General features: G+C 74.4%; 20 protein-coding genes. 9 read left to right on the top strand and 11 right to left on the bottom strand.

The window, feature by feature from the left end:
• Window positions 1-2: 2 nt before the first annotated feature.
• The 6 genes from IPO09_01320 to IPO09_01295 all read left to right on the top strand — a co-directional run bounded on the left by IPO09_01320 (window position 3) and on the right by IPO09_01295 (window position 7,537).
• Entirely contained in the window at window positions 3-1,040 is a 1,038-nt protein-coding gene (locus IPO09_01320; GenBank protein MBK9515993.1) for a rod shape-determining protein, read from the top strand.
• Window positions 1,041-1,260: 220 nt separating this feature from the next.
• Window positions 1,261-2,976 (top strand): hypothetical protein, encoded by a 1,716-nt coding sequence (locus IPO09_01315; GenBank protein ID MBK9515992.1) that lies wholly within the window; start codon window positions 1,261-1,263, stop codon window positions 2,974-2,976.
• A gap of 154 nt (window positions 2,977-3,130) precedes the next feature.
• Window positions 3,131-4,039, top strand: coding sequence for a hypothetical protein (locus IPO09_01310; protein MBK9515991.1), 909 nt, complete (start codon window positions 3,131-3,133; stop codon window positions 4,037-4,039).
• The gene (locus IPO09_01305) at window positions 4,036-5,541 is read left to right on the top strand and encodes a HAMP domain-containing protein (GenBank protein ID MBK9515990.1); all 1,506 of its coding nucleotides are present in this window, start codon (window positions 4,036-4,038) and stop codon (window positions 5,539-5,541) included. Before IPO09_01310 ends, IPO09_01305 begins: the two co-directional genes overlap by 4 nt.
• An 18-nt stretch (window positions 5,542-5,559) precedes the next feature.
• On the top strand, window positions 5,560-6,912 hold the full coding sequence (locus IPO09_01300; GenBank protein MBK9515989.1) for a sigma-54-dependent Fis family transcriptional regulator: 1,353 nt from the start codon (window positions 5,560-5,562) through the stop codon (window positions 6,910-6,912).
• Window positions 6,913-7,069: 157 nt separating this feature from the next.
• Complete coding sequence (locus IPO09_01295) at window positions 7,070-7,537, top strand: GNAT family N-acetyltransferase (GenBank protein ID MBK9515988.1); 468 nt, start codon at window positions 7,070-7,072, stop codon at window positions 7,535-7,537.
• On the opposite strand, the gene scpB is transcribed toward IPO09_01295, so the two are convergent.
• The 4 genes from scpB to IPO09_01275 all read right to left on the bottom strand — a co-directional run bounded on the left by scpB (window position 7,524) and on the right by IPO09_01275 (window position 10,596).
• Window positions 7,524-8,303, bottom strand: coding sequence for a methylmalonyl-CoA decarboxylase (gene scpB, locus IPO09_01290; GenBank protein ID MBK9515987.1), 780 nt, complete (start codon window positions 8,301-8,303; stop codon window positions 7,524-7,526). The genes IPO09_01295 and scpB overlap by 14 nt on opposite strands.
• A gap of 107 nt (window positions 8,304-8,410) precedes the next feature.
• Complete coding sequence (locus IPO09_01285; protein MBK9515986.1) at window positions 8,411-8,932, bottom strand: hypothetical protein; 522 nt, start codon at window positions 8,930-8,932, stop codon at window positions 8,411-8,413.
• A 105-nt stretch (window positions 8,933-9,037) separates the two neighbouring features.
• On the bottom strand, window positions 9,038-9,649 hold the full coding sequence (locus IPO09_01280) for a hypothetical protein (protein ID MBK9515985.1): 612 nt from the start codon (window positions 9,647-9,649) through the stop codon (window positions 9,038-9,040).
• A 17-nt stretch (window positions 9,650-9,666) separates the two neighbouring features.
• Window positions 9,667-10,596 (bottom strand): PD-(D/E)XK nuclease family protein, encoded by a 930-nt coding sequence (locus IPO09_01275; GenBank protein ID MBK9515984.1) that lies wholly within the window; start codon window positions 10,594-10,596, stop codon window positions 9,667-9,669.
• Window positions 10,597-10,731: 135 nt separating this feature from the next.
• Between IPO09_01275 and IPO09_01270 the strand changes: the two genes are divergently transcribed.
• Entirely contained in the window at window positions 10,732-13,341 is a 2,610-nt protein-coding gene (locus tag IPO09_01270; protein MBK9515983.1) for a carbohydrate binding family 9 domain-containing protein, read from the top strand.
• 75 nt (window positions 13,342-13,416) lie between these two features.
• Here IPO09_01270 and glgC read toward each other — a convergent pair whose 3' ends face one another.
• From glgC to add, 3 genes are all read right to left on the bottom strand, one after another.
• Window positions 13,417-14,658, bottom strand: coding sequence for a glucose-1-phosphate adenylyltransferase (gene glgC / locus IPO09_01265; GenBank protein MBK9515982.1), 1,242 nt, complete (start codon window positions 14,656-14,658; stop codon window positions 13,417-13,419).
• A gap of 83 nt (window positions 14,659-14,741) precedes the next feature.
• Window positions 14,742-15,158, bottom strand: a complete 417-nt coding sequence (locus tag IPO09_01260) for a methylated-DNA--[protein]-cysteine S-methyltransferase (GenBank protein ID MBK9515981.1) — start codon at window positions 15,156-15,158, stop codon at window positions 14,742-14,744.
• Between the two features lie 65 nt (window positions 15,159-15,223).
• Entirely contained in the window at window positions 15,224-16,333 is a 1,110-nt protein-coding gene (add, locus tag IPO09_01255) for an adenosine deaminase (protein MBK9515980.1), read from the bottom strand.
• Between the two features lie 99 nt (window positions 16,334-16,432).
• Here add and IPO09_01250 point away from each other — a divergent pair, with 99 nt between their 5' ends.
• Window positions 16,433-16,771, top strand: coding sequence for a hypothetical protein (locus IPO09_01250; protein MBK9515979.1), 339 nt, complete (start codon window positions 16,433-16,435; stop codon window positions 16,769-16,771).
• Window positions 16,772-16,775: 4 nt separating this feature from the next.
• Window positions 16,776-17,228: an SRPBCC family protein gene (locus tag IPO09_01245; protein ID MBK9515978.1), complete on the top strand. Its 453-nt coding sequence runs from the start codon at window positions 16,776-16,778 to the stop codon at window positions 17,226-17,228.
• Window positions 17,229-17,242: 14 nt separating this feature from the next.
• Here IPO09_01245 and IPO09_01240 read toward each other — a convergent pair whose 3' ends face one another.
• From IPO09_01240 to IPO09_01225, 4 genes are read right to left on the bottom strand one after another with little or no spacing between them, the layout of a single operon-like run.
• The gene (locus tag IPO09_01240) at window positions 17,243-18,295 is read right to left on the bottom strand and encodes a chorismate-binding protein (protein MBK9515977.1); all 1,053 of its coding nucleotides are present in this window, start codon (window positions 18,293-18,295) and stop codon (window positions 17,243-17,245) included.
• Window positions 18,292-19,002: a chorismate-binding protein gene (locus IPO09_01235; protein MBK9515976.1), complete on the bottom strand. Its 711-nt coding sequence runs from the start codon at window positions 19,000-19,002 to the stop codon at window positions 18,292-18,294. The genes IPO09_01240 and IPO09_01235 overlap by 4 nt, the downstream gene beginning before the upstream one ends.
• The gene (locus IPO09_01230; GenBank protein MBK9515975.1) at window positions 18,918-19,757 is read right to left on the bottom strand and encodes a hypothetical protein; all 840 of its coding nucleotides are present in this window, start codon (window positions 19,755-19,757) and stop codon (window positions 18,918-18,920) included. The genes IPO09_01235 and IPO09_01230 overlap by 85 nt, the downstream gene beginning before the upstream one ends.
• Window positions 19,757-19,924, bottom strand: a complete 168-nt coding sequence (locus IPO09_01225; protein ID MBK9515974.1) for a hypothetical protein — start codon at window positions 19,922-19,924, stop codon at window positions 19,757-19,759. The genes IPO09_01230 and IPO09_01225 overlap by 1 nt, the downstream gene beginning before the upstream one ends.
• Window positions 19,925-19,940: the final 16 nt, after the last annotated feature.

The raw sequence follows: 19,940 nt of genomic DNA, 5'->3' as shown, positions 1-19,940 counted from the left end.
CCGTGCTCGACTGGCTCCACAACATCCTCTCCCGCGATCTGGCGATCGATCTCGGGACCGCCAACACCCTCATCTACATCCGCGGCGAGGGCATCGTCTCCAACGAGCCCTCGGTGGTGGCCGTGCAGCAGGACGCGCGCGGCGGCCGCAAGGTGCTGGCGGTCGGCAAGGAGGCCAAGGAGATGCTGGGCCGCACGCCCGGCAACATCGTCGCCATCCGGCCCATGAAGGACGGCGTCATCGCCGACTTCGAGGTGACCGCGGCCATGCTGCGGCACTTCATCACCACCGCCCACAACCGGCGCTCCTTCGTGAAGCCGCGCATCATCATCGGCATCCCCTCGGGCATCACCGAGGTGGAGAAGCGCGCCGTGCGCGAGGCCGCCGAGAGCGCCGGGGCGCGCGAGGTCTACCTCATCGAGCAGCCCATGGCCGCGGCCATCGGCGCCGGCCTGCCCATCACCGAGCCGTCCGGCAACATGATCGTGGACATCGGCGGCGGCACCTCCGACGTGGCGGTCATCTCGCTGGGGGGCATCGTCTACAGCCGCTCGGTGCGCGTCGCCGGCGACAAGATGGACGAGGCGATCATCCAGCACATCAAGCGCAAGTACAACCTGCTCATCGGCGAGCGCACCGCCGAGCTCATCAAGATGGGGATCGGCACCGCCTACCCCACCGAGGAGGAGCTCACCATGGACGTGAAGGGGCGCGACCTGGTGGCCGGCGTGCCGCGCACCCTGACGGTCAGCTCGTCCGAGATCCGCGAGGCGCTCTCCGAGCCCATCAACGGCATCGTCGAGGCGGTCAAGGTGACGCTCGAGCGGACCCCGCCCGAGCTGGCCGGCGACATCGCCGACCGCGGCATCGTGCTGGCCGGCGGCGGCGCGCTGCTCAAGAACCTCGACGTGCTGCTGCGCGAGGAGACCGGCCTGCCGGTCTTCCTGGCCGAGGACCCGCTCTCCGCCGTGGTCATCGGCGCCGGCAAGGCGCTCGAGGAGCTGGACATCCTCCGGCAGGTCACCGCCTCCAACCGCTGAGCCTGGCCGGGCGGGAGGTCGTAAACCTCCGCTCCGGCGGCGCTTCTCCAGGGGTCCGCGCAGCCTCCCTGGCGCAGCCTTTCCCGGGGGGCCCGTGTTCGCGCAAAGGGTGCGATCCGTCTTTCAACTGACCCCGGTCAATGTCCCCTGAAACCAGGACGTTAGAATCCGCGCCCTCCTCCCACCCAGGGCACTCTCGTTGCATTGCCGCCCGGAGCCCATGCGCACCCTCCTCCTCGCACTCGCCTTGTCCCTCTCGACCTCTGCCCTCGCGGCGGAGGCCGGCGCCGCCGCCCCCGCGGCCGCCGCCGTCCCCCAGAACCTGCCCGCCGACGCGGCCGACTGCCTGGAGTGCCATAAGGCCGGCGGCGACGGCCCGGCCGTGTCGCACCTGGCTGACTTCGGCGCCTCGGTGCACGGCCAGAACGGCGTCTCCTGCAAGGACTGCCACCAGGGCTACGCCATGGGGCCGCACGACGGCGAGGTGACCCTCTCGCCGGCCGACGCCGCCACCGTGGCGGCGCTCGGCGCCGCCACCTGGGGCCCGGCCGACAAGCAGGTGAAGCTCAGCTCGCCGCGCGCCCTGCTGGCCTGCGTCAACTGCCACGACGCCCAGGCGGCGGACTACCAGAAGAGCGTGCACGCCAAGTTCCTGGCCGGCGGCGCCCCGGTGTCCGGGCCGACCTGCCTCTCCTGCCACGGCTCGGTGCACGCCCTGCCGAAGAAGCTCGAGCCGTACGCCCCCACGGCGGCGGCCCGGGTGGCGGTGCCGGCCGACCGGCGCGAGATGCAGAAGGCCTGCGAGCGCTGCCACGGCGACGAGGAGTACGCCAAGGCCGCCGGCCTCAACCCCGAGGTGAAGAGCGCCTACCAGGACTCCATCCACGGCCGCCTGGTGCGGGTGGGCAACGCGGTGGCGCCCACCTGCGTCTCCTGCCACTCCGGCCCGGTCGGCGGATCGCACGGCATCCTGGCCAAGACCGACCCGGCCTCGTTCGTCTCGGCCGCGAACAAGAAGGCCGCCTGCGCCCGCTGCCACGAGGGGGCCAACGACAACTTCGCCGCCCTCATCGCCCACAAGCAGATCCAGGAGACGGGCCACCACATCGTCCCGCACCTCACCCACGTCGCCTTCTCGTACCTGACGACGCTGACCCTGCTGTTCTTCGCCTTCCACGTCCTCATCGACTTCATCTACGAGCTGCGCCAGCGGCTGGCGGCCAAGAGCCACGGCCACTCGGCCGACGCGCTCCGCAGCGTCATCCGCTTCGACATCCACCAGCGGGCCCAGCACTGGTTCATGCTGTCGGGCGTCATCATCCTGGGCCTGACCGGCTGGCCGCTGCGCGGCGCCGGCGACCCGCAGGCGGCCGAGTACTCGCGGGCCTTCATGAAGGTCTTCGGCGGGGCCGAGGGCGCGGCGCTGTGGCACCGCATCGGCGCGGTGCTGATCATCATCTCCAGCGCCTACCACCTCTTCTACCTGACGTTCCTGGCCTCCAAGCGGCGGCTGCCCTTCTCGATGGTGCCGGTCCCCAAGGACGCCATCGACATGCGCGACAACATCCTCTTCATGCTCGGCCTGAAGAAGGAGCGTCCCAAGTTCGACCGGTACATGTACCTGGAGAAGTTCGACTACTGGGCGGTGTTCTGGGGCATCATCATGATGGTGGGCACCGGGTTCGTCTTCTGGTTCCCGGTCTTCTTCGCCACCTACGCGCCGGCCTGGCTCATCACGGCCACGCAGATCATCCACGGCGAGGAGGCCACCCTGGCCATCACCTTCCTCTTCGTGGTGCACTTCTACAACGTGCACCTGAAGCCCTCGATCTTCCCGATGAACTGGGCCTGGATCAACGGCCGGATCAGCGTGGAGATGCTCAAGCACGAGCACCCGGGCGAGTACGAGAAGCTCAAGGACAAGATCGACCCGTAGGCCCGCGCCGCCGGGGCTTCGAACGAGGGGTCGCGCCGAGGGGCGCGGCCCCTCGCGCGTTGCGGGCCCGCGCCGCGCCGGCCGCCCCCCGTTCGCGTGACCCGCGCCACCTTCGACGGGGCGGCGGGCGGGCGCTAGGATGCGGGTCCCGTCCATGCGCTTGAGCCCCTTCACCCGCAACCTCCTCCTCGGCGGCGCCGCCCTGCTCGTCGCCGTGGCGGTCTTCGGCTTCCTGCGCTTCAAGCGGTTCGTGGACGAGGACCCGCGCCTCTGCGCCACCTGCCACCAGGCCAGCCCGGAGTTCTCGCTCTGGCTGGGCGGCAGCCACCGCAGCGTCTCGTGCCAGAAGTGCCACCACTCCACGTCGGAGGAGGGCGTGGCCATGCTGCGGGCCTTCCTGGCGGGCAAGAAGCCGCAGGGGCGCCACGCCCAGGTGGAGGTGGGCACCTGCGCCGGCTGCCACCTGTCGCACGACCCCAAGTGGCCCCAGGTGGGCGCCTCGCGCGGCCACAAGGTCCACTTCGAGGAGCAGAAGATCGCCTGCGTCACCTGCCACGCCACCAGCGTGCACGGCTTCGAGCCGGTCAGCGCCACCTGCGTGGGCTGCCACGGCAAGCACCTGGTGGGCGTCTCCGGCATGGAGAAGCTCCACTGCTTCGCCTGCCACGAGTTCCTCACCACCGAGTCCGGCCTGCGCCCCACCCGGCGCGACTGCCTGCGCTGCCACAGCGCCCAGGGCATCCACGCCCCCATGAACGACCACGGCGGCGGCATGGAGATGGCCTGCGCCGCCTGCCACAAGCCGCACGCCCCGCCCGACCAGGCGCTGCTGGCCTGCACCAGCTGCCACCAGCAGATCAGGCGGGGCGGGCTGCACGCCCGGGCCGGCCACGCGCGCTGCGTGGACTGCCACCCGCCGCACACCTGGACCAGCACGCCGGGCGCCTGCACGCCCTGCCACGCCGGCGCGGCCGGGCACGCCAGGGGCGCGGCCTGCCTCTCCTGCCACGCCTTCGGCGGCGCCCCCCTGCCCCCGCGCGCCCCGCGGCCGAGCGCGCCGTGACCCTCCGCCTCAAGCTCTTCATCCTCATCGCCGGCGCCATCTTCTTCGCCACCACCGGGGTGACGGCGGTGGCCCTGTGGCGCGAGGTGATCCGCGGCCAGGAGCTGCTGGCGCGCGAGGGGGTGGCGCTGGCCTCCACCGCCGCCAGCGCCGCGTCCCACTGGCTGCAGCCCGGCGGGGTGGTGGCGCCGGGCGGCGAGGAGGCGCTGCCGGTGGTGCTGCGGCGGCTCATGGACTCGGCCCCGCTCGACCGGGCCTGGGTGGTGGACCGCGCCGGCCGGGTGCTGGCCTGCCAGAGCCGCACCGACGAGGGCTGCCCGGAGGGCGTGCAGCCCTCCGAGTTCCTCTCGGCCGACTGGCCGCTGCAGGCGCTCAAGCGGCTCATCCAGCCGGAGGGGATCGTGGCCAGCGCCCCGGTGCTGCACGCCGGCGAGGTGGTGGGCGCGGTGCGGGTGGACTTCGCCCACGAGGAGGTGGTGGGCAGCGCCCGCGACCTGGCCCTGGGCGCCAGCCTGGTGGGCGCCTTCTGGATCGCCATGGGCCTGGGCATGGCGGTGATCTTCATCTCCTCGGTGACCAAGCCGCTGCTGCGGCTGGTGGACGCGGCCGGCAACCTGGCCGAGGAGCGGGGGGTGCAGCTCGAGGTGCCGGAGGACCGCGAGACCGCCGACCTGGTGCGGGCCTTCAACCACATGTCGACCCGCCTGGAGGAGCGGCGCGCCGAGAACCAGCGGCTCATCTCCGAGCTGGAGCGGCGCGTCGAGGAGAAGACCCGCGAGGTGCTCAAGGCCGACCGGCTGGCCACCCTGGGCGGCATCGCCGCCGGCTTCGCCCACGAGATCGGCAACTCGCTCAACGTCATCCGCGGCTACGCGGCGGTGGCCGAGCGGGAGCTGCCGGAGGCGCACCCCAACCGCCCCGACGTGCACGCCATCCGGCGCGAGACGGCGCGGGCCGCCGAGCTGCTGGAGCGCTTCCTGGTCTTCGCCCGGGCCCGCGCCAGCCAGGCCTTCGCCCAGCCCGTCGAGCCGGTGCTGCGCGAGGCGGTCGAGGTGGTGGGTCCGGCGGCGGCCCAGGCCAAGGTGGAGCGGGTGCTGGAGCTGGCGGAGGGGCTGCCCTGGGTGGTCATCGACGCCGGCCTGCTGCGCCAGGCCTTCCTCAACCTGTGCGTCAACGCGGTGCAGGCCATGACGCCCGGCGGCGGCCGGCTCACCGCCAGCGCCCGGCACGAGGGCGGCCAGGTGGTGGTGGAGCTGCGCGACACCGGCCCGGGCTTGCCCCCCGACGCGGCCAAGCGCATCTTCGAGCCCTTCTTCACCACCAAGGCCGAGGGCACCGGGCTGGGCCTGGCCATCGTGCGGCAGGCGGCCGAGGCCCACGGCGGCACCGTCGAGGTGGAGAGCGCCCCGGGCCAGGGGGCCACCTTCCGGCTCCGCCTGCCGGTGGCGCGCGCGCAGGATCTCGAGCAGGCGGGCCCGGCCGGCGACGGGGAGGCGACCTAAGTGGACAAGCCCAGGCTGATGGTGATCGACGACCTCGACTCGGCCCGCGCCATGATGAAGCGGACCCTGGCGCGGTCCTACCAGGTCTTCGACTTCGCGGCGGTGGCCGAGGCGCTGCCGGCGGTGGAGCGGGCCGAGTTCGACTGCATCGTCACCGACCTGCGCATGCCCGGCATCGACGGCCTGACCGGGCTGCGGCGCTTCAAGGAGAAGGTGCCGGGCATCCCGGTCATCCTGGTGACCGCCTTCGCCACCGTGGAGACCGCGGTGGAGGCCATGAAGGCCGGGGCCTTCGACTACCTGAAGAAGCCCTTCGAGCCGGAGGAGCTGGAGATCGTGGTGGGGCGGGCGGTGGAGCACGCCCGGCTGGTGCGCGACAACCAGCGGCTGCGGGCCCAGCTCTCCGGGGCCAGCGGCGCCCACGGCATCGTGGGCCGCTCGCAGGCCATGAAGGACGTCACCTCCATCCTGGCGCGCATCGCCCCCTCCGACGTGCCCATCCTCATCGAGGGGGAGAGCGGCACCGGCAAGGACCTGCTGGCGCGGGCGGCCCACGCCATGTCCTCCCGGGCCGCCGGGCCCTACGTGGCGCTCAACATGAGCGCCATCCCGGAGAACCTGGCCGAGGCCGAGCTCTTCGGCCACGAGAAGGGGGCCTTCACCGGCGCCGACCAGGCGCGCGAGGGGTTCTTCGCCGAGGCCGAGGGCGGCACCCTCTTCCTCGACGAGCTCGGCCTGCTGCCGCCGGCGCTGCAGCCCAAGCTGCTCCGGGTGCTGCAGGACGGCGAGTACATCCCGGTGGGCAGCCGCAAGCCGCGCAAGGCCAGCGTGCGGGTCATCGGCGCCACCAACGAGGACCTGGGGCAGCTGGTCAAGGCCGGCAAGTTCCGCGAGGACCTGTGGTTCCGCCTGCGGGTGGTGCCGGTGCGCCTGCCGCCGCTGCGCGAGCGGCGCGAGGACATCCCGGCGCTCATCGAGCACTTCGTGCAGAAGCACGCGCTGCGCCTCAACCGGCAGCCGCTGCAGCCGGACGCGGCCGCCCTGCGGGCGCTCCTGGACCACGCCTGGCCCGGCAACATCCGCGAGCTGGAGCACGCCGTGGAGCGCGGGCTCCTGCTGGCGCAGGGCGAGGCCATCACCCTGGCCGACCTGCCGCCCGAGCTGACCCCGCCGGCCGGCGGCGAGGCGGCGGGCGGCGAGGGGCGGTACCAGCGCGAGCGGGAGGCCTGGGAGCGGGGCTGGCTCCAGGCCCTGCTGCGCGAGGTGGACGGCAACGTCACCCGCGCGGCCGAGCTGGCCGGGCTCAACCGATCCACGGTGTACGACAAGCTGAAGCGGTACGGGCTGGTGGAGAAGGACCAGAGGGGGTGAGGGCCTGCAGGCGCCCCCTCACCCCGGATGGGAGAGGGACACCTCGTCTGCTCCCTCTCCCCTCCGGGGAGAGGGCAGGGGTGAGGGGACCGTGAGCCGACCGAGGGCCCACCTCCGCCCCGCCCGCCCCGCCGACGCCGCCGCCCTGGCCAGGGTGATGCGCGCCGCCACCCGCGCCGAGGCCGCCGCCTACCCGGCCGGCCTGGCCGAGGCCTGGGGCGCCCTGCCGGCGCTCTACCACCGGTGGGCGGTGACGGCCGGCGGCGAGACCCGGGTGCTGGCCGAGGTGGCGGGCCGGGTGGTGGCCTTCGCCGGCTGGCGCGGGCGCGAGGTGACGGCGCTCTTCGTCCACCCGCGGGCCCGCGGCCTCGGGCTGGGCGCCCGGCTGCTGCGGCGGGCCGAGGTCGGCGCGGCGCGGGCCGCGCCGGGGCGCGCCCTGGTGGTGATCGCCGCGCTCGGGGCGGCGCCCTTCTACCTGGCGCGGGGCTGGCGCGACGCCGGCCCGGCCGCGTCCCCGCTGCCGGGCGGCCGGTCGCTGCCGGCGCGGCGGCTCCGCACCGGCCCGGCGCGCCCGGCCTCCCGCCCCGCGCGGCGGGCCCGGCGGGCGGCGCCTACTTCCCCTTGAAGACCGGCTTGCGCTTCTCCTGGAAGGCCTTGCGCCCCTCGATGTAGTCCTGGCTGTCGTAGGCCTTGCGGCGCAGCCCCTGGACGCGCTCGAAGGTCTCCGGCTGGAGCGGGTAGCTGTTGCCGAGGATGCGCAGCTGCTCCTTGATGACCGCGATGGAGAGCGGCGAGTTGCCGGCGATCTGCTTGGCCAGCGCGTAGGTGTGGGGCTCGAGCTCGGCCAGCGGCACCAGGTGGTTGAGGATGCCCACCTCCAGCGCCCGGTGGGCGTCGATGGGCTGGGCGGTGAAGAACATCTCGCGCGCGATGCGCGGCCCCACCAGGTTGATGAAGTGCAGGATGCCGCTGATGTTGTAGGGCACGCCCAGCTTGGCGGGCGTCATGGCGAAGGTGGCGGTGTCGCAGCCGACGGCCAGGTCGCAGATGAAGCTGAGGTCGCAGGCGCCGCCCCAGACCGTCCCCTCGATCATGGCGATGACCGGCGAGGGCATGGTCTGGATCTTCCGGATCAGCACCTCGAGCGGGTCGTAGTAGCTCAGGGGATCGCGCCCCGGCACCGGCAGCTCGTCCACGTCGAAGCCGGCGCTCCAGACCTTGCTGCCCGGCAGGGCGCGGATGACCACCACCCGCGCCTTCATCTCCACCAGCTGGTCGAGCGCGTCGGCCATCTCGTGCAGCAGCGGGTTGGAGAGCGCGTTGCGCTTCTCGCCGTGGTTGAAGGTGATGGTGCCGACGCCGTCGTTCAGGGAGACCAGGATGAGTGACATGGGGACGCTGCCCGCCTGCGGGTCCGGTGGGGCCGCCGGCGGGTCCGGTGGAGGGGTGGGCCCCGCGGCGCCGAGGCGGCGCCCGGACCACCCGTGAGGTGCGGCGCCTAGGTGCCGGGCTTCTTGGCCGGCTTGGCGGGGAGCTTGCCGGCGGGCTTCCTGGCCGGCTTGGCCGGGGCCTTCTTGACCGCGGGCTTGGCCGGCGCGGCCTTGGCCTCGGCCCGGGCCGCGGGGGCCGGCGCGGCGGCCGGCGCCTGGGCGGCCGGCGGGGGCTCGACCCTGGCGGCGGGCGGGGGCTCGGGCGCCCGGGCCGGCGCGGCCACGGCCGGCAGCGCCGGGTCGGGCCGGTGCGCCAGGAGCGCCGCCGGCACGCGGCGGGGGTCGGTGAGGACGAACGGCTCCTCCGCCAGGCGGGTGGAGAACCAGCCCTGGTCCTGCCTCACCCAGTAGGCGCCGGCGGCGAAGAAGACCTCGAGGTCGATGCCCTTCACCACCTGGACGCCGCTGGCGGCCGGCCCCAGCTGGGGCACGTCGGGCAGGGCGATGCGGAGCTCCTCCGGGTCCTGGGCCAGGGCCGGGGCGGCCAGGAGGGCGAGCGCGAGGAGGGCGGCGCGGATGGGCGTGGTCATGTCGGGGGAACATAGGACGCGCGGCCGGCGGGCGGAAGGGGCGTGGGCCGGCCGAGGCCCGGCGCCGTCCGGGGCCGGGGCTCCGCGCCCCTGGGGCAGGACCGGCTACCGCGCCAGCAGCCAGGCCACCCGCAGCCCCGGCTCGGCGCGGCAGCGGGCCGCCAGCTCGAGGAGCCGCGCGGCCGACCGCGCCGCCTGGCCGGCCTCCCCTCCCGCCCCCGCCTCCGCCCCGGCCGCCCCGGCGCGCAGCGCCTCGGCCAGCCGCTCCACCTCGGCCGCCTGCAGCAGCAGGTAGCGCTCCGGCCCCTCGCCGGCGAAGAGGTCGCGGTCGCACAGGGCGCCGGCCGGCCGCGCCGCCCCGAAGACCGCCGCCGGGCCGCCCGGCACGAGGAGCTCCACCCGCTCCTCGCCGAAGGCCGCCTTCTCCGCCAGCGCGGCCCGGGCCAGCGCCACCTCGGCCTCGTCGGCGGCCCCGGCCAGCGCCAGGGCCAGATCGTCCCAGTGGCCCAGGAAGGCCTCCACCGGCGGCAGCGCGGCCGCCTCGGCGGGCGGCAGGGTGCGGCGCAGCACCGCCAGCAGCGCCGCGGCGCCCCGGCGGGTGGTGGCCTTGAGCGCCGGCAGCTCGGCCCTGAGCCAGGCGAGCAGCGCCGCGTGGTCCAGCGCCAGCAGCCGCCGCGCCAGCGAGAGATCGAAGAGCCGCGCCGCCTCGTCCGCCACGTCCGCCTCCCCCTGGCCTAGAGCCGCCCGCAGGGGCGCCGGAAGGGACAGCGCCGGCAGCCCTCGCGGTCGGCCAGCTGCGGGAAGGCGGCCACGTCGGCGGTGTTGCGGCGCGGGTCCACCAGGGTGGCCTTCATGGCCGCGATGGAGGCCCGCATCTCGCCGCGGCAGGCCTCCAGGGTGGCCTGGTCGGCCTTCACGTCCACCCGCACCGCCGGCGCGCCCTCCGCCTGGGCCAGGTAGACCAGGCCGCCCACCACCGCCTCGGGCGGCACGCCCCACTTCTGCTGGGCGTAGAGCGAGTAGGTCCCCACCTGCAGGTGGTCGGCCTCCCGCTCCTGGCCGGTCTTCCAGTCGAGCAGGTGGATGCGGCCGTCCTGGTCGCGGTAGGCGAAGTCCACCGCCGCCCAGATCTTGGTCCCCTCGAACGTCCAGCTGTCGAGCTGGTCCACCGTGAGCCAGCGCTCCCGCGGGGTGGCCAGGATCTCGCCCAGCAGCGGCGAGGCGTGCAGGGCCTTGAGCGAGCCGTCGATGACCGCCTCGTAGAGCCGCCGCCACTCCTCGTCCTTCACCGGCTCGCCGTACTCGTGCTCCACCAGGCCGTCGATCTTCGACCGCTCGCGCCAGTAGCTCTTCTCCCGCGAGGTGGCGAACTGGGCGCGGGCGCGGCGGCGCACCTGCTCGAGCACCCGCTCCAGCGGCCAGGGCTCGCCGCCGGCGCGGGCCCGGTCGAGCAGCTGCTTGATCGCCTCGTGCACCACCGAGCCGGCCCACTGCCAGCGGCTGGAGAGCTTCTTGAGGACGTAGAGCTCGCGCACCGGCGAGCCGGGGGGCGCGTCCCAGCCGCCCCATGACCCGTAGTACGTGTAGAAGTAGGCCCGGCGGCACTCGGAGAACTTCTCGTGCCGCGACTTGGACCAGCTGAAGTCGTTCTGGAGGTCGCCCATGTGGGCCGCGAGTCTAGCCCGGCGACGGGGCGCCGGCCCCGCCCTGTCACGCCTGGGCGCGGCGCGCCTCCCTGTGGCCAGTGAAATAGGCGCAGCCACCCGCCGTAGGACCGGCCCGGAGCCAGGGACCCCCACATGCCCACGCTGGCCCTCGCGGCCCTCCTCGCAGCCACGCTGACCGGCGGCGCCCCGGGCGACCCGGTGCGCGCCGCCCGCCTGGAGGGCGCCCTCACGCTCGACGGCCGGCTGGAGGAGCAGGCCTGGCACGCCGCGCCCGCCTTCGACGGCTTCGTCCAGCTCTCGCCGCAGCAGGGGGCCGCCCCGTCGGAGCGGACCGCGGTGCGGGTGCTGTACGACGACCGGAACCTCTACGTCGGCGTCCTCTGCCAGGACGCCCGGCCGGGCGAGGTCTCCCGCCCGCTGGGGCGCCGGGACAACGCCCCGCGCTCCGACCGGGTGGCGGTCTACCTCGACTCCAACCGGGACCGGCGCACCGCCTACGCCTTCGAGCTCAACGCCGCCGGCGTGCAGACCGACGTGCTGCTGCACGGCGACGACCTGGAGAACCTGGAGTGGGACGCGGTGTGGGACGGCGCCACCGCCGCCACGGCCGACGGCTGGTCGGCCGAGTTCGTGCTGCCGCTCTCCATCTTCCGCTTCTCGGCGACGCCCGAGCAGGTCTGGGGCCTCGCGGTGAAGCGGGTGCTGCGCTCGGCCGAGGAGCTGGTCTCCATCCCGCTCAGGCGCGGCGACCGCGGGGTGGTGGCCCGCTTCGCCGAGCTCACCGGCCTCTCCGGCCTGAGGCCGGTGCAGGAGCTCTCGGTGGCCCCCTACCTGGCCACCCGGGTCACCACCCGCCCCAGGTACGACGACGACACCCGCCCCCGGCCGCGCCTCACCGACCCCTCGGCCGACCTGGGCGTGGACCTGCGGGCCTCGCTGGGGCGCGGGCTCTCGCTGCAGGCCAGCCTGAACCCGGACTTCGGCCAGGTGGAGGCCGACCAGCTGGTGCAGAACCTGTCCAACTACGAGCTCTTCTTTCCGGAGAAGCGCCCCTTCTTCACCCAGGGGCTGGACCTCTTCCAGGGGCCGGCGCCGCACAACCAGCCGTCGCCGCAGCAGCTCTTTTACTCCCGACGCGTCGGCCTCGACGCCCCCATCCTGGCCGCCGCCAAGCTGACCGGCCGGGTCACCGACCAGCTGCAGGTGGGGCTGGTGGAGGCGGTGGTGACCGGCGCCGGGGCCCCGGCCGGGTCCACCGAGGACCACCCGGTGCGGGGCTACCGCTTCTCGCCGCGGCAGCCGCTCCACTTCGGGCCGGCCGGGTCGCTCCCGTCGCCGGCGCCGGCCAGCCGCAACTTCGCGGCGGCGGTGGCCCGCTGGCACCCGAGCGCCACCGCCACCTTCGGCCTCTTCGCCGCCAGCGCCGCCCTGCTGGGGGCGGACTGCACCACCCTCCAGGCCAACTCCTCCGGCGACCGGCCGGGCGCGTGCGATGTGCTGGCCGGCGACGCCCTGGCGCTCGACTTCAACCTGCGCTCGACCGACTCGGAGTGGTTCCTGCGCGGCCAGCTGACCGGCTCGCGCTACGCCGGCGGCGAGTGGTCGGCGCAGGAGGACCCGGTCACCGGCGATCCGCTGGCGCTCGAGCCCCTGCGCCGCCTGGCCGACGGCACGGCGCTGCGGCGCGGCGAGCTGGGCGGCGGCGCGTTCCTGGCCTTCGGCCGCAACGGCGGCGAGCCCTGGCGCTTCGACGTGGACCTGGAGTGGGAGTCGCCCACCCTGGAGCTGAACGCGGTGGGCTACCAGCGGACCCAGAACGAGCTGCGGCTGCGCCCCATCGCGCGCTACGTGCGGCCCACCGGCGGCGGCCCGTTCCACGAGCACCTGCAGGGGGTGGGGGCCGACCTGCGCGCCACGGCCGACGCGGCCCGGCGTCGCGGCCTGACCTTCTTCTACTTCAACGAGCTGGTGCTGCGGAGCCTGCACTCCCTCGGCTGCGAGGTGGACCTGGACCTCGAGGGGGACGACGTCCGCGAGATCGAGGGCAGCGGCGTGGCCTTCGGCCGCGCCGGCTCCTGGAGCGGGAACTGCTGGGTGAACACCTCCAAGTCCCGCCCCTACTTCCTGGAGCTGTGGGGCGGCGGCGGGCGCACCCTGCCCCTGGCGCCGCTGCGGACGGTCGACTTCTGGTTCGCCGGGGCCCTGGTCTCGGCCCGCCCCCACCCTGGCGTCGAGACCCGCTTCGCGGTCGGCTACGAGCGCAACGCCTGGCCGGCCCGCTGGGTGGAGACCACCGCGGCCGGGGACGAGCTGTTCGCCGAGCTGACCGCCCCGCTGCTCACCTTCACGCTGCGGCAGCAGTTCCTCATGACCCCGCGGCTCACCCTGCAGGTCTACGCCCAGCTCTTCGTGACCAACGGACAGTACGGGCCCTACTACACCGGGCGGGCCGGGCCGGGCGGCCGGATCGCCTCCGCCTCCCTGGCGCCCGCCACCGACCCGACGCTCGACCCGGCCTACGCGGCGCCCGACTTCCACGAGACCGCGCTCAACCTCTCGGCGGTGCTGCGCTGGGAGTGGCGGCTCGGCTCCACGCTCTACCTGGTCTACTCGCGGGCCGCCGCCGAGCCGGGGCTGTCGGCCGGCGAGGTGCCGGCCGCCGACCTCCGGCCGCGCGGCCTGGGCAGCGGGCCCACCACCGACACCTTCCTGCTCAAGTGGAGCTGGTACTGGTCGGCCTGAGCGCCCACCGGGCGCTCGTCCGGGAGCTCCCGCGGCGGCGCCCGGCCAGGAGGGGCCGGCGCCAGCCCGGGCGCGCTACGGCGTCGGCTCGACCCGCATCCCCTTGGGGATGACCACGATGCCGCTCTCGGTGACGTGGAAGCGCCGCTTGTCGGCCTCGGGGTCGTAGCCGATGACCGTGCCGGCCGGGATCACCACGTGCTTGTCGATGATGGCGTTGCGGATGCGGCAGTGGCGGCCGATGGAGACCTTCTCGAAGACGATCGAGTCGGAGAGCGTGGTGTAGCTGTTGAGGCGCACCGTGGGCGACAGGATGGAGTGGTGCACGTGGCTGCCGGAGATGATGCAGCCCTCGGAGATGAGCGAGTCGGTGGCGTAGCCCACCCGCTTCTCCCCCTCGTTGTTGAAGACGAACTTGGCCGGCGGGGCGTTGGCGTGCAGCGTGTAGATGGGCCACTGGTCGTTGTAGAGGGAGAAGACCGGGTCCACCGCCACCAGGTCCATGTTGGCCTGGAAGTAGGCCTCCAGGTTCCCCACGTCGCGCCAGTAGCCGCGCTCCTTGGCCCCCTGGCCGGGCACCTCGTTGGTCATGAAGTTGTAGACGTAGACGTTCTTGCGCGCGTACATCCCGGTGACGATCGACTTGCCGAAGTCGTGGGCGCTCTTGGGGTCGCCGGCGTCGTTGACGATCTCCTGCACCAGCTCCTTGGTGGTGAACAGGTAGTTGCCCATCGAGGCCAGGCAGCGGGTCGGGTCGCCGGGGATGGTCTTGGGGTTCGACTTGGGCTTCTCGACGAAGCCGATCATCCGGCCGTCCGAGTCCACCTCCATGATGCCGAAGTCCTTGGCCTCCGCCACCGGCACCGGGATGGCCGCCACGGTCAGGTCGGCCTTCTTGTCGACGTGGTAGTCGAGCATCTGCCGCACGTCCATGCGGTAGATGTTGTCCGCCCCGAAGACGAAGGTGTACTCGGGCTCCTCGTCGGTGATGATGTTGAGGTTCTGGTAGATGGCGTCGGCGGAGCCCTCGAACCACTTGGGCCCGTAGCGCATCTGCGCCGGCACGATCTCCACGTACTCGTTGAGGAAGGCGCTGAGCCGCCAGGCCCGCTGCACGTGGGTGTTGAGCGACTCCGACTTGTACTGCACCAGCACCTTCATCTTGAGGATGCCGGAGTTGGCGAAGTTGGAGAGGACGAAGTCGATGATGCGGTAGCGCCCACCGAACGGGACCGCCGGCTTGGCGCGGTCGCGCGTCAGGGGATCGAGCCGCCGCCCCTCCCCGCCAGCCAGGATCATCGCGAGCAGCTTCGCCATGGTGTGTCTCCCCTTCCCGACGTCCAGGCCGAATGTACGGCCCTCCCCCCCGGGGGGCAAGGAACAGGCGGTCGCGGGGGCGATCAGGCGCGGCGCAGCACCGGCCCGTGCGCCGCCTCGTGGGCCAGCAGGTCCCGCTTCAGCTGCAGCCCCCCGGAGTAGCCGCCCAGCCGGCCCCCGGCCGCCACCACCCGGTGGCAGGGCACCAGGATGGCCACCGGGTTGCGCCCGTTGGCCGCGCCCACCGCGCGGGAGGCCCCCGGGCGCCCCAGGCCGGCGGCCAGCTCGCCGTAGGTGCGCACCTCGCCCCACGGGATGCCCAGGAGCGCCCGCCAGACCAGCCGCTGGAACTCGGTGCCCTTCAGGTCCAGGGCCGGCAGCTGGGGCGGCCGCCCGGCGAAGTAGTCGGCCAGGGCGCGCCGGCCGGCCTCGAGGTGGCCGCGGGCCAGCGCCGAGGCCACCGGCTGCACCGGCCCGCGCTCGCCGAAGGCGATGCCCATGACCCCCTGGTCGGTGGCCTCCAGGGTGAGCCAGCCGAGCGGCGAGCGGTAGCGGGCGCGGGCGGTCACCGGCGGCCCTCCTGCGCGGCCTGCCCGGCCGCCGCCAGGGCGAAGCGCTCGCGCACCGCCGCGATCTCGGCGTTGACCACCGCCAGCACCTCGGCCTTCTCGCGGAACGGCAGGAAGGCGCTCTTGAAGCCCTGCACCACCACGGTGCACAGGTCGTCGAGGGTGAAGCCCATCTCGCGGTGGGCCACCATCAGCTCCTTGGTGCAGGTGGTGTCGGTGACCAGCCGGTTGTCGGTGTTGACCGTCACCCGCAGCCCGAAGTCGAAGTAGAACTTGAGCGGGTGGGCCGCGAAGCCGGTCACCGAGCCGGTCTGCACGTTGGAGGAGGGGCACAGCTCCAGCGGGATGCGGTGGTCGTTGACGTAGTTGAGCAGGTCGCCGTTCTCGCGCAGCCGCACCCCGTGGCCGATGCGGTGGGCCCCGCAGACGTGCACCGCCTGGGCGATCGACTCCGGGCCGAAGGCCTCGCCGGCGTGGATGGTGAGGTTGACGTTGTTGTCGAGGATCAGCTGCAGCGCGGCGCGGTGGTGGCGCGGCGGGTTGCCCTCCTCGGCGCCGGCCAGGTCGAAGCCCACCACGCCCTTGCCCTTGTAGGCCACCGCCAGCTCGGCCAGCCGCACCGAGGTGGCGGGGTCCATGTGGCGGATGCCGCAGATGATGACGTTGGAGTGGATCCCCTTCTCGCGCCTGGCCTGGCGCAGACCGTCGAGCACCGCGTCCACGATGGAGGTGGGCTTCAGCCCCTGCCGGGTGTGCAGCACCGGCGAGTAGCGCACCTCCAGGTAGCGCACGTTCTCCTCGGCGCAGTCCATGGCCAGCTCGTAGGCCACCCGCCGCAGGGACTCCTCGGTCTGCAGGACCTCCAGCGTCACGTCGAAGGCGGTGAGGTAGTCCTCCAGCGAGGCGCAGGTCTCGCCCATGTGGATGGCGCGGGCCAGCCCCTCCGGCGTGTCGGCGGGGAGGCGCACCCCCTGCTGCTCGGCCAGCGAGAGGAGCGTGGCGAGCCGCACCGAGCCGTCGAGGTGGCAGTGCAGGTCGGTCTTGGGCAGGGCCCGCACCAGCGCCTCGGTGACGGGCGGGGCGTGGGGGCGGGGGGCCGGGGGCATGTGGCCATTGTACGCCGGGCGGGAGGCGTGGGCGGACCGGCCGCCACGGCCCCTTTGGTCCGGCGGCGGCGGACCGGGGCTCATGCCATGCTCGGGCCCATGCTCCGTGGACTCCTCGCCTTCGCCGTCCGCCTCGTCCTCTCCGCCGCGGTGCTGGCCGGCGCGGTGGCCTTCGTCTCGCCGGGCAACCCCACCAACACCTTCGGCCAGGCGGTGGTGATCTCGGTGGTCCTCTCCATCGCCTGGTACGTCACGCTGGCCAGGTTCCTCTGGTTCCTGCTGCTGCCCTGGCTGCTCTACGTGGCCTTCTGGCTGGCCACCATCATGGGGGCCTACGGGGTGGGCTTCCTGCAGGCGCTGCTGGTGGCGGTCCTGCTGGCCTTCCTCTCCTGGGTGGTGGAGGCGGTCCTCGGGGTGAAGACCTTCCGCAAGGAGTGAGGGCGTGGCCGACGACGACCTGGAGCTGGTGAGCAGCGTCCTCCTCGACGCCCCGCAGGAGCGCGTCTTCGAGGCCTACGCCGACCCGGCCCGGCTGGCCCGCTGGTGGGGGCCGGCCGGCTTCAGCAGCACCTTCCACGAGTTCGACTTCCGCCCAGGCGGGCGCTGGCGCTTCGACCTGCACGGCCCCGACGGCGCCACCTACCCGAACGAGAGCGTCTTCGTCGAGATCGTGCGGCCGGAGCGGATCGTCCTCGACCACCTCGGTGGCCACCGGTTCCGCATGACCATCACCCTGACGGCCCGCGGCCGGCAGACCGAGCTGGTCTGGCGCCTGCGCCACGAGGCGGCGGCCCAGGCCGCCCAGGCGCGGCCCTACGTCCTGGCCGGCAACGAGGAGAACTTCGACCGGCTGGGGCGCCTGCTCTTCCAGGAGGAGGAGGCGCGGCGGGGCTGAGTCACCGCGGGCGCTCAGGCCGGCGGGACCAGCCTGGCCTCCACCCAGCCGCGCAGCGCGTTCACCAGCCAGAGCCGGGTGGCCCGCTCCACCTCGGCCCGGGTGAGCGGGCGCTCCAGCACCTCGCCGCGCGCCAGGAGGTGGGCGCGGAAGACCCCGGGCAGCAGGCCCTCCTGGAGCGGCGGCGTCACCCGCTGGCCGTCCTGCTCCACCACCAGGGTGCCGATGGTGGTCTCGGTGGGCCGCCCCGCCTCGTTCAGCAGGATGACGTCGAAGCAGTCGGGGCGCCCGGCGCGCCGGGCCTCGTAGAGGCCGCGGGCCGTGGTCTTGTGGAACAGGGCCGGGTCGCGGCTCGAGATGGGCGCGGCGGCGAAGGCCAGGCGGGCCGGGCCTTCGAGCGGCGCGGGCAGCGGGGCCCGCTCCAGGGTGAGCGCCCCGTCCGGCCCGAGCAGCAGCCGGAGCCGACCCTGGCCGCCCTGCGCCTCCACCAGCGCGCGGGCGGCGGCCAGGTCGACCGGCAGGGCGTGGTAGCGGGCCGACGCCGCCAGGCGCGCCAGGTGGCCGTCGAGCAGGGCCACCCGGCCGCCCTCGAGCCGCATGGTCTCGAGCAGCGTGGGGCGGCCCGGCGCGGCGGCCAGCACCGCGGTCTTGGCCTGCGCCTCGTCCCACTCGGCCTCGGGGCGGGAGGCCCAGGTGATGCCGCCGCCGGTGCCGTAGCGGGCCGCGCCGTCGAGCCCGACCTCAACGGTGCGGATGGCCACGTTGAAGCAGGCGTCGCCGCCCGGGGCCACCGCCCCCACCGCGCCGCAGTAGGCCCCCCGCGGCGAGCGCTCCTCGGCCGCGATGAGCCGTGTGGCCATGGCCTTGGGGGCGCCGGTGATGGAGCCGCAGGGGAAGGTGGCGCCGAGCAGCGCCTCCAGGCCGGCCCCCGGCGCCAGCCTGGCCTCCACGGTGGAGGTGAGCTGCCAGACGGTGCGCAGCCGGACCACGTCGAAGCGCGAGGTCACCGCCACGCTGCCGGTCTGGGCCACCCGGCCGAGGTCGTTGCGCGTCAGGTCGGCGATCATGACGTTCTCGGCCCGGTCCTTCTCCGAGCCGGCCAGCGCCCGCGCCGCCGCCTCGTCCTCCTCGGCGAAGCGGCCGCGCCGCGCCGTGCCCCCTTCATCGGGCGGGTCAGCACCCGGTCGCCGGTCTTCAGCAGGAAGAGCTCCGGCGAGGCCGAGACGATGGCCCGGTCGCCGGCGCGCAGGAAGGCGGTCTCGCCGCCGCCCTGCGCCGCGCGGAGCCGCCGGTAGAGGGCGAGCGGGTCACCGGCCAGCCGGCCGCGCAGCCGGTAGGTCAAGTTCACCTGGTAGGCGGTGCCGGCCGCGATGGCCTCGCGGAGCCGCTCCACCGAGGCCTGGTGGGCGGCGCGGTCCACCTCGGGGTGGAGGTCGAGGAGGGTGGCCTGGAAGGGGTCGAGGCCGCGGGCGGGGTCGCGGTCGGGGTCGGGGTCGAGATCGCCCTCGAGCGGCCGCTCGTGGATCCCGAACCAGACGAGCGGCCCCTCCCCGGCCCGCACCACCAGGGCCTCGTCGAACGCCGGCGCCGCCTCGTAGGCCAGGTACCCCACCGCCCAGCGCCCGGCCCGGGCCGCGGCCTCCACCAGCCGGATGGCGGGGCGCACCTCGGCCAGCCGCCGGGCCTCGATCACCTCCACCGGGGCGCCGAAGCGGAGCCGCCCCCAGGGGGCGCTGTCGAGCTCCAGCACGGCGTGGACGTCCGGGGCGGCCATGGGCGCGGCGGACCATAGCGCGGGGCGGGAGGGCCGCGCCGGCCCCTGTCCTGGCCGCCCCGCCCTACCCCCGCCCGCCTGAGGAACCTGGCCAGCACCCGCTTCTCACCCGCCTCGTAGAAGCGGACCGTCACCTTGGCGTCCCGGCCGGCGCCGTCGCAGGCCAGCACCAGCCCCTCGCCCAGCGCGTCGTGCACCACCGCGTCGCCGCGGGTGAAGGGGGCGCCGCCGGGGCGCGCCTGGTCGTCGTACTCCACCCGCGGCTCGCCGCGCGGGGCGGCGCGGGGAGCGGCGCGGGGCGAGGGCAGCGGCCGGGCGCCGGCGGGCTCCAGGAACGGGCTCTCCCCGTCCTCCTCCACCTCGATGTGCGGCTCGTCCGGCAGCGCGCCGGGGTGGCGCCGCACGATGGGGCCGCGGGCCAGCGGGCCCGGCGTGGCCTGGGCGCCGGGCGCGGCCCGCCCGGGCAGGCCGAAGAGCTCCGGCGGCAGCTCGGCCAGGAAGCGCGAGGGCTCCATCGACCGGTAGCTGGGGCCGCCCTCTCCGTACCCCATGCGGCGGCGCGCCAGCGAGAGGGTGAGCCGCGCCTTGGCGCGGGTCATGCCCACGTAGCAGAGCCGCCGCTCCTCGTCCTCGGCGGCGGCCCGCTCGGCCGCGCTCTTGTCGTCCCAGGGGCGCTCCAGCGGCAGCGTGCCGTCCTCCAGCCCGCACAGGAACACCGCGGTGAACTCCAGCCCCTTGGCGGCGTGCAGCGTCATCAGGGCCACCCGCCCTCCGGCGTGTCGGCGTCGGCCTCGCCCAGGAGGGCGATCTGCTCCAGGAAGCGGGCCAGCGGCGGCGGCGGCACCGGCTCGTCCGGATCCTGCGGCGGCGGGCGCTCGGCCAGCTCCTCGTCGAAGTCGTGCGCCGCGGCCACCAGCTCCACCAGGTTCTCGGCCCGC

The sequence above is a fragment of the Anaeromyxobacter sp. genome (genome assembly GCA_016718565.1).
Lineage (GTDB): Bacteria > Myxococcota > Myxococcia > Myxococcales > Anaeromyxobacteraceae > JADKCZ01.
The sequence above is the reverse complement of the archived record's forward strand: the minus strand, read 5'-3'. Positions and strand labels throughout refer to the sequence as shown.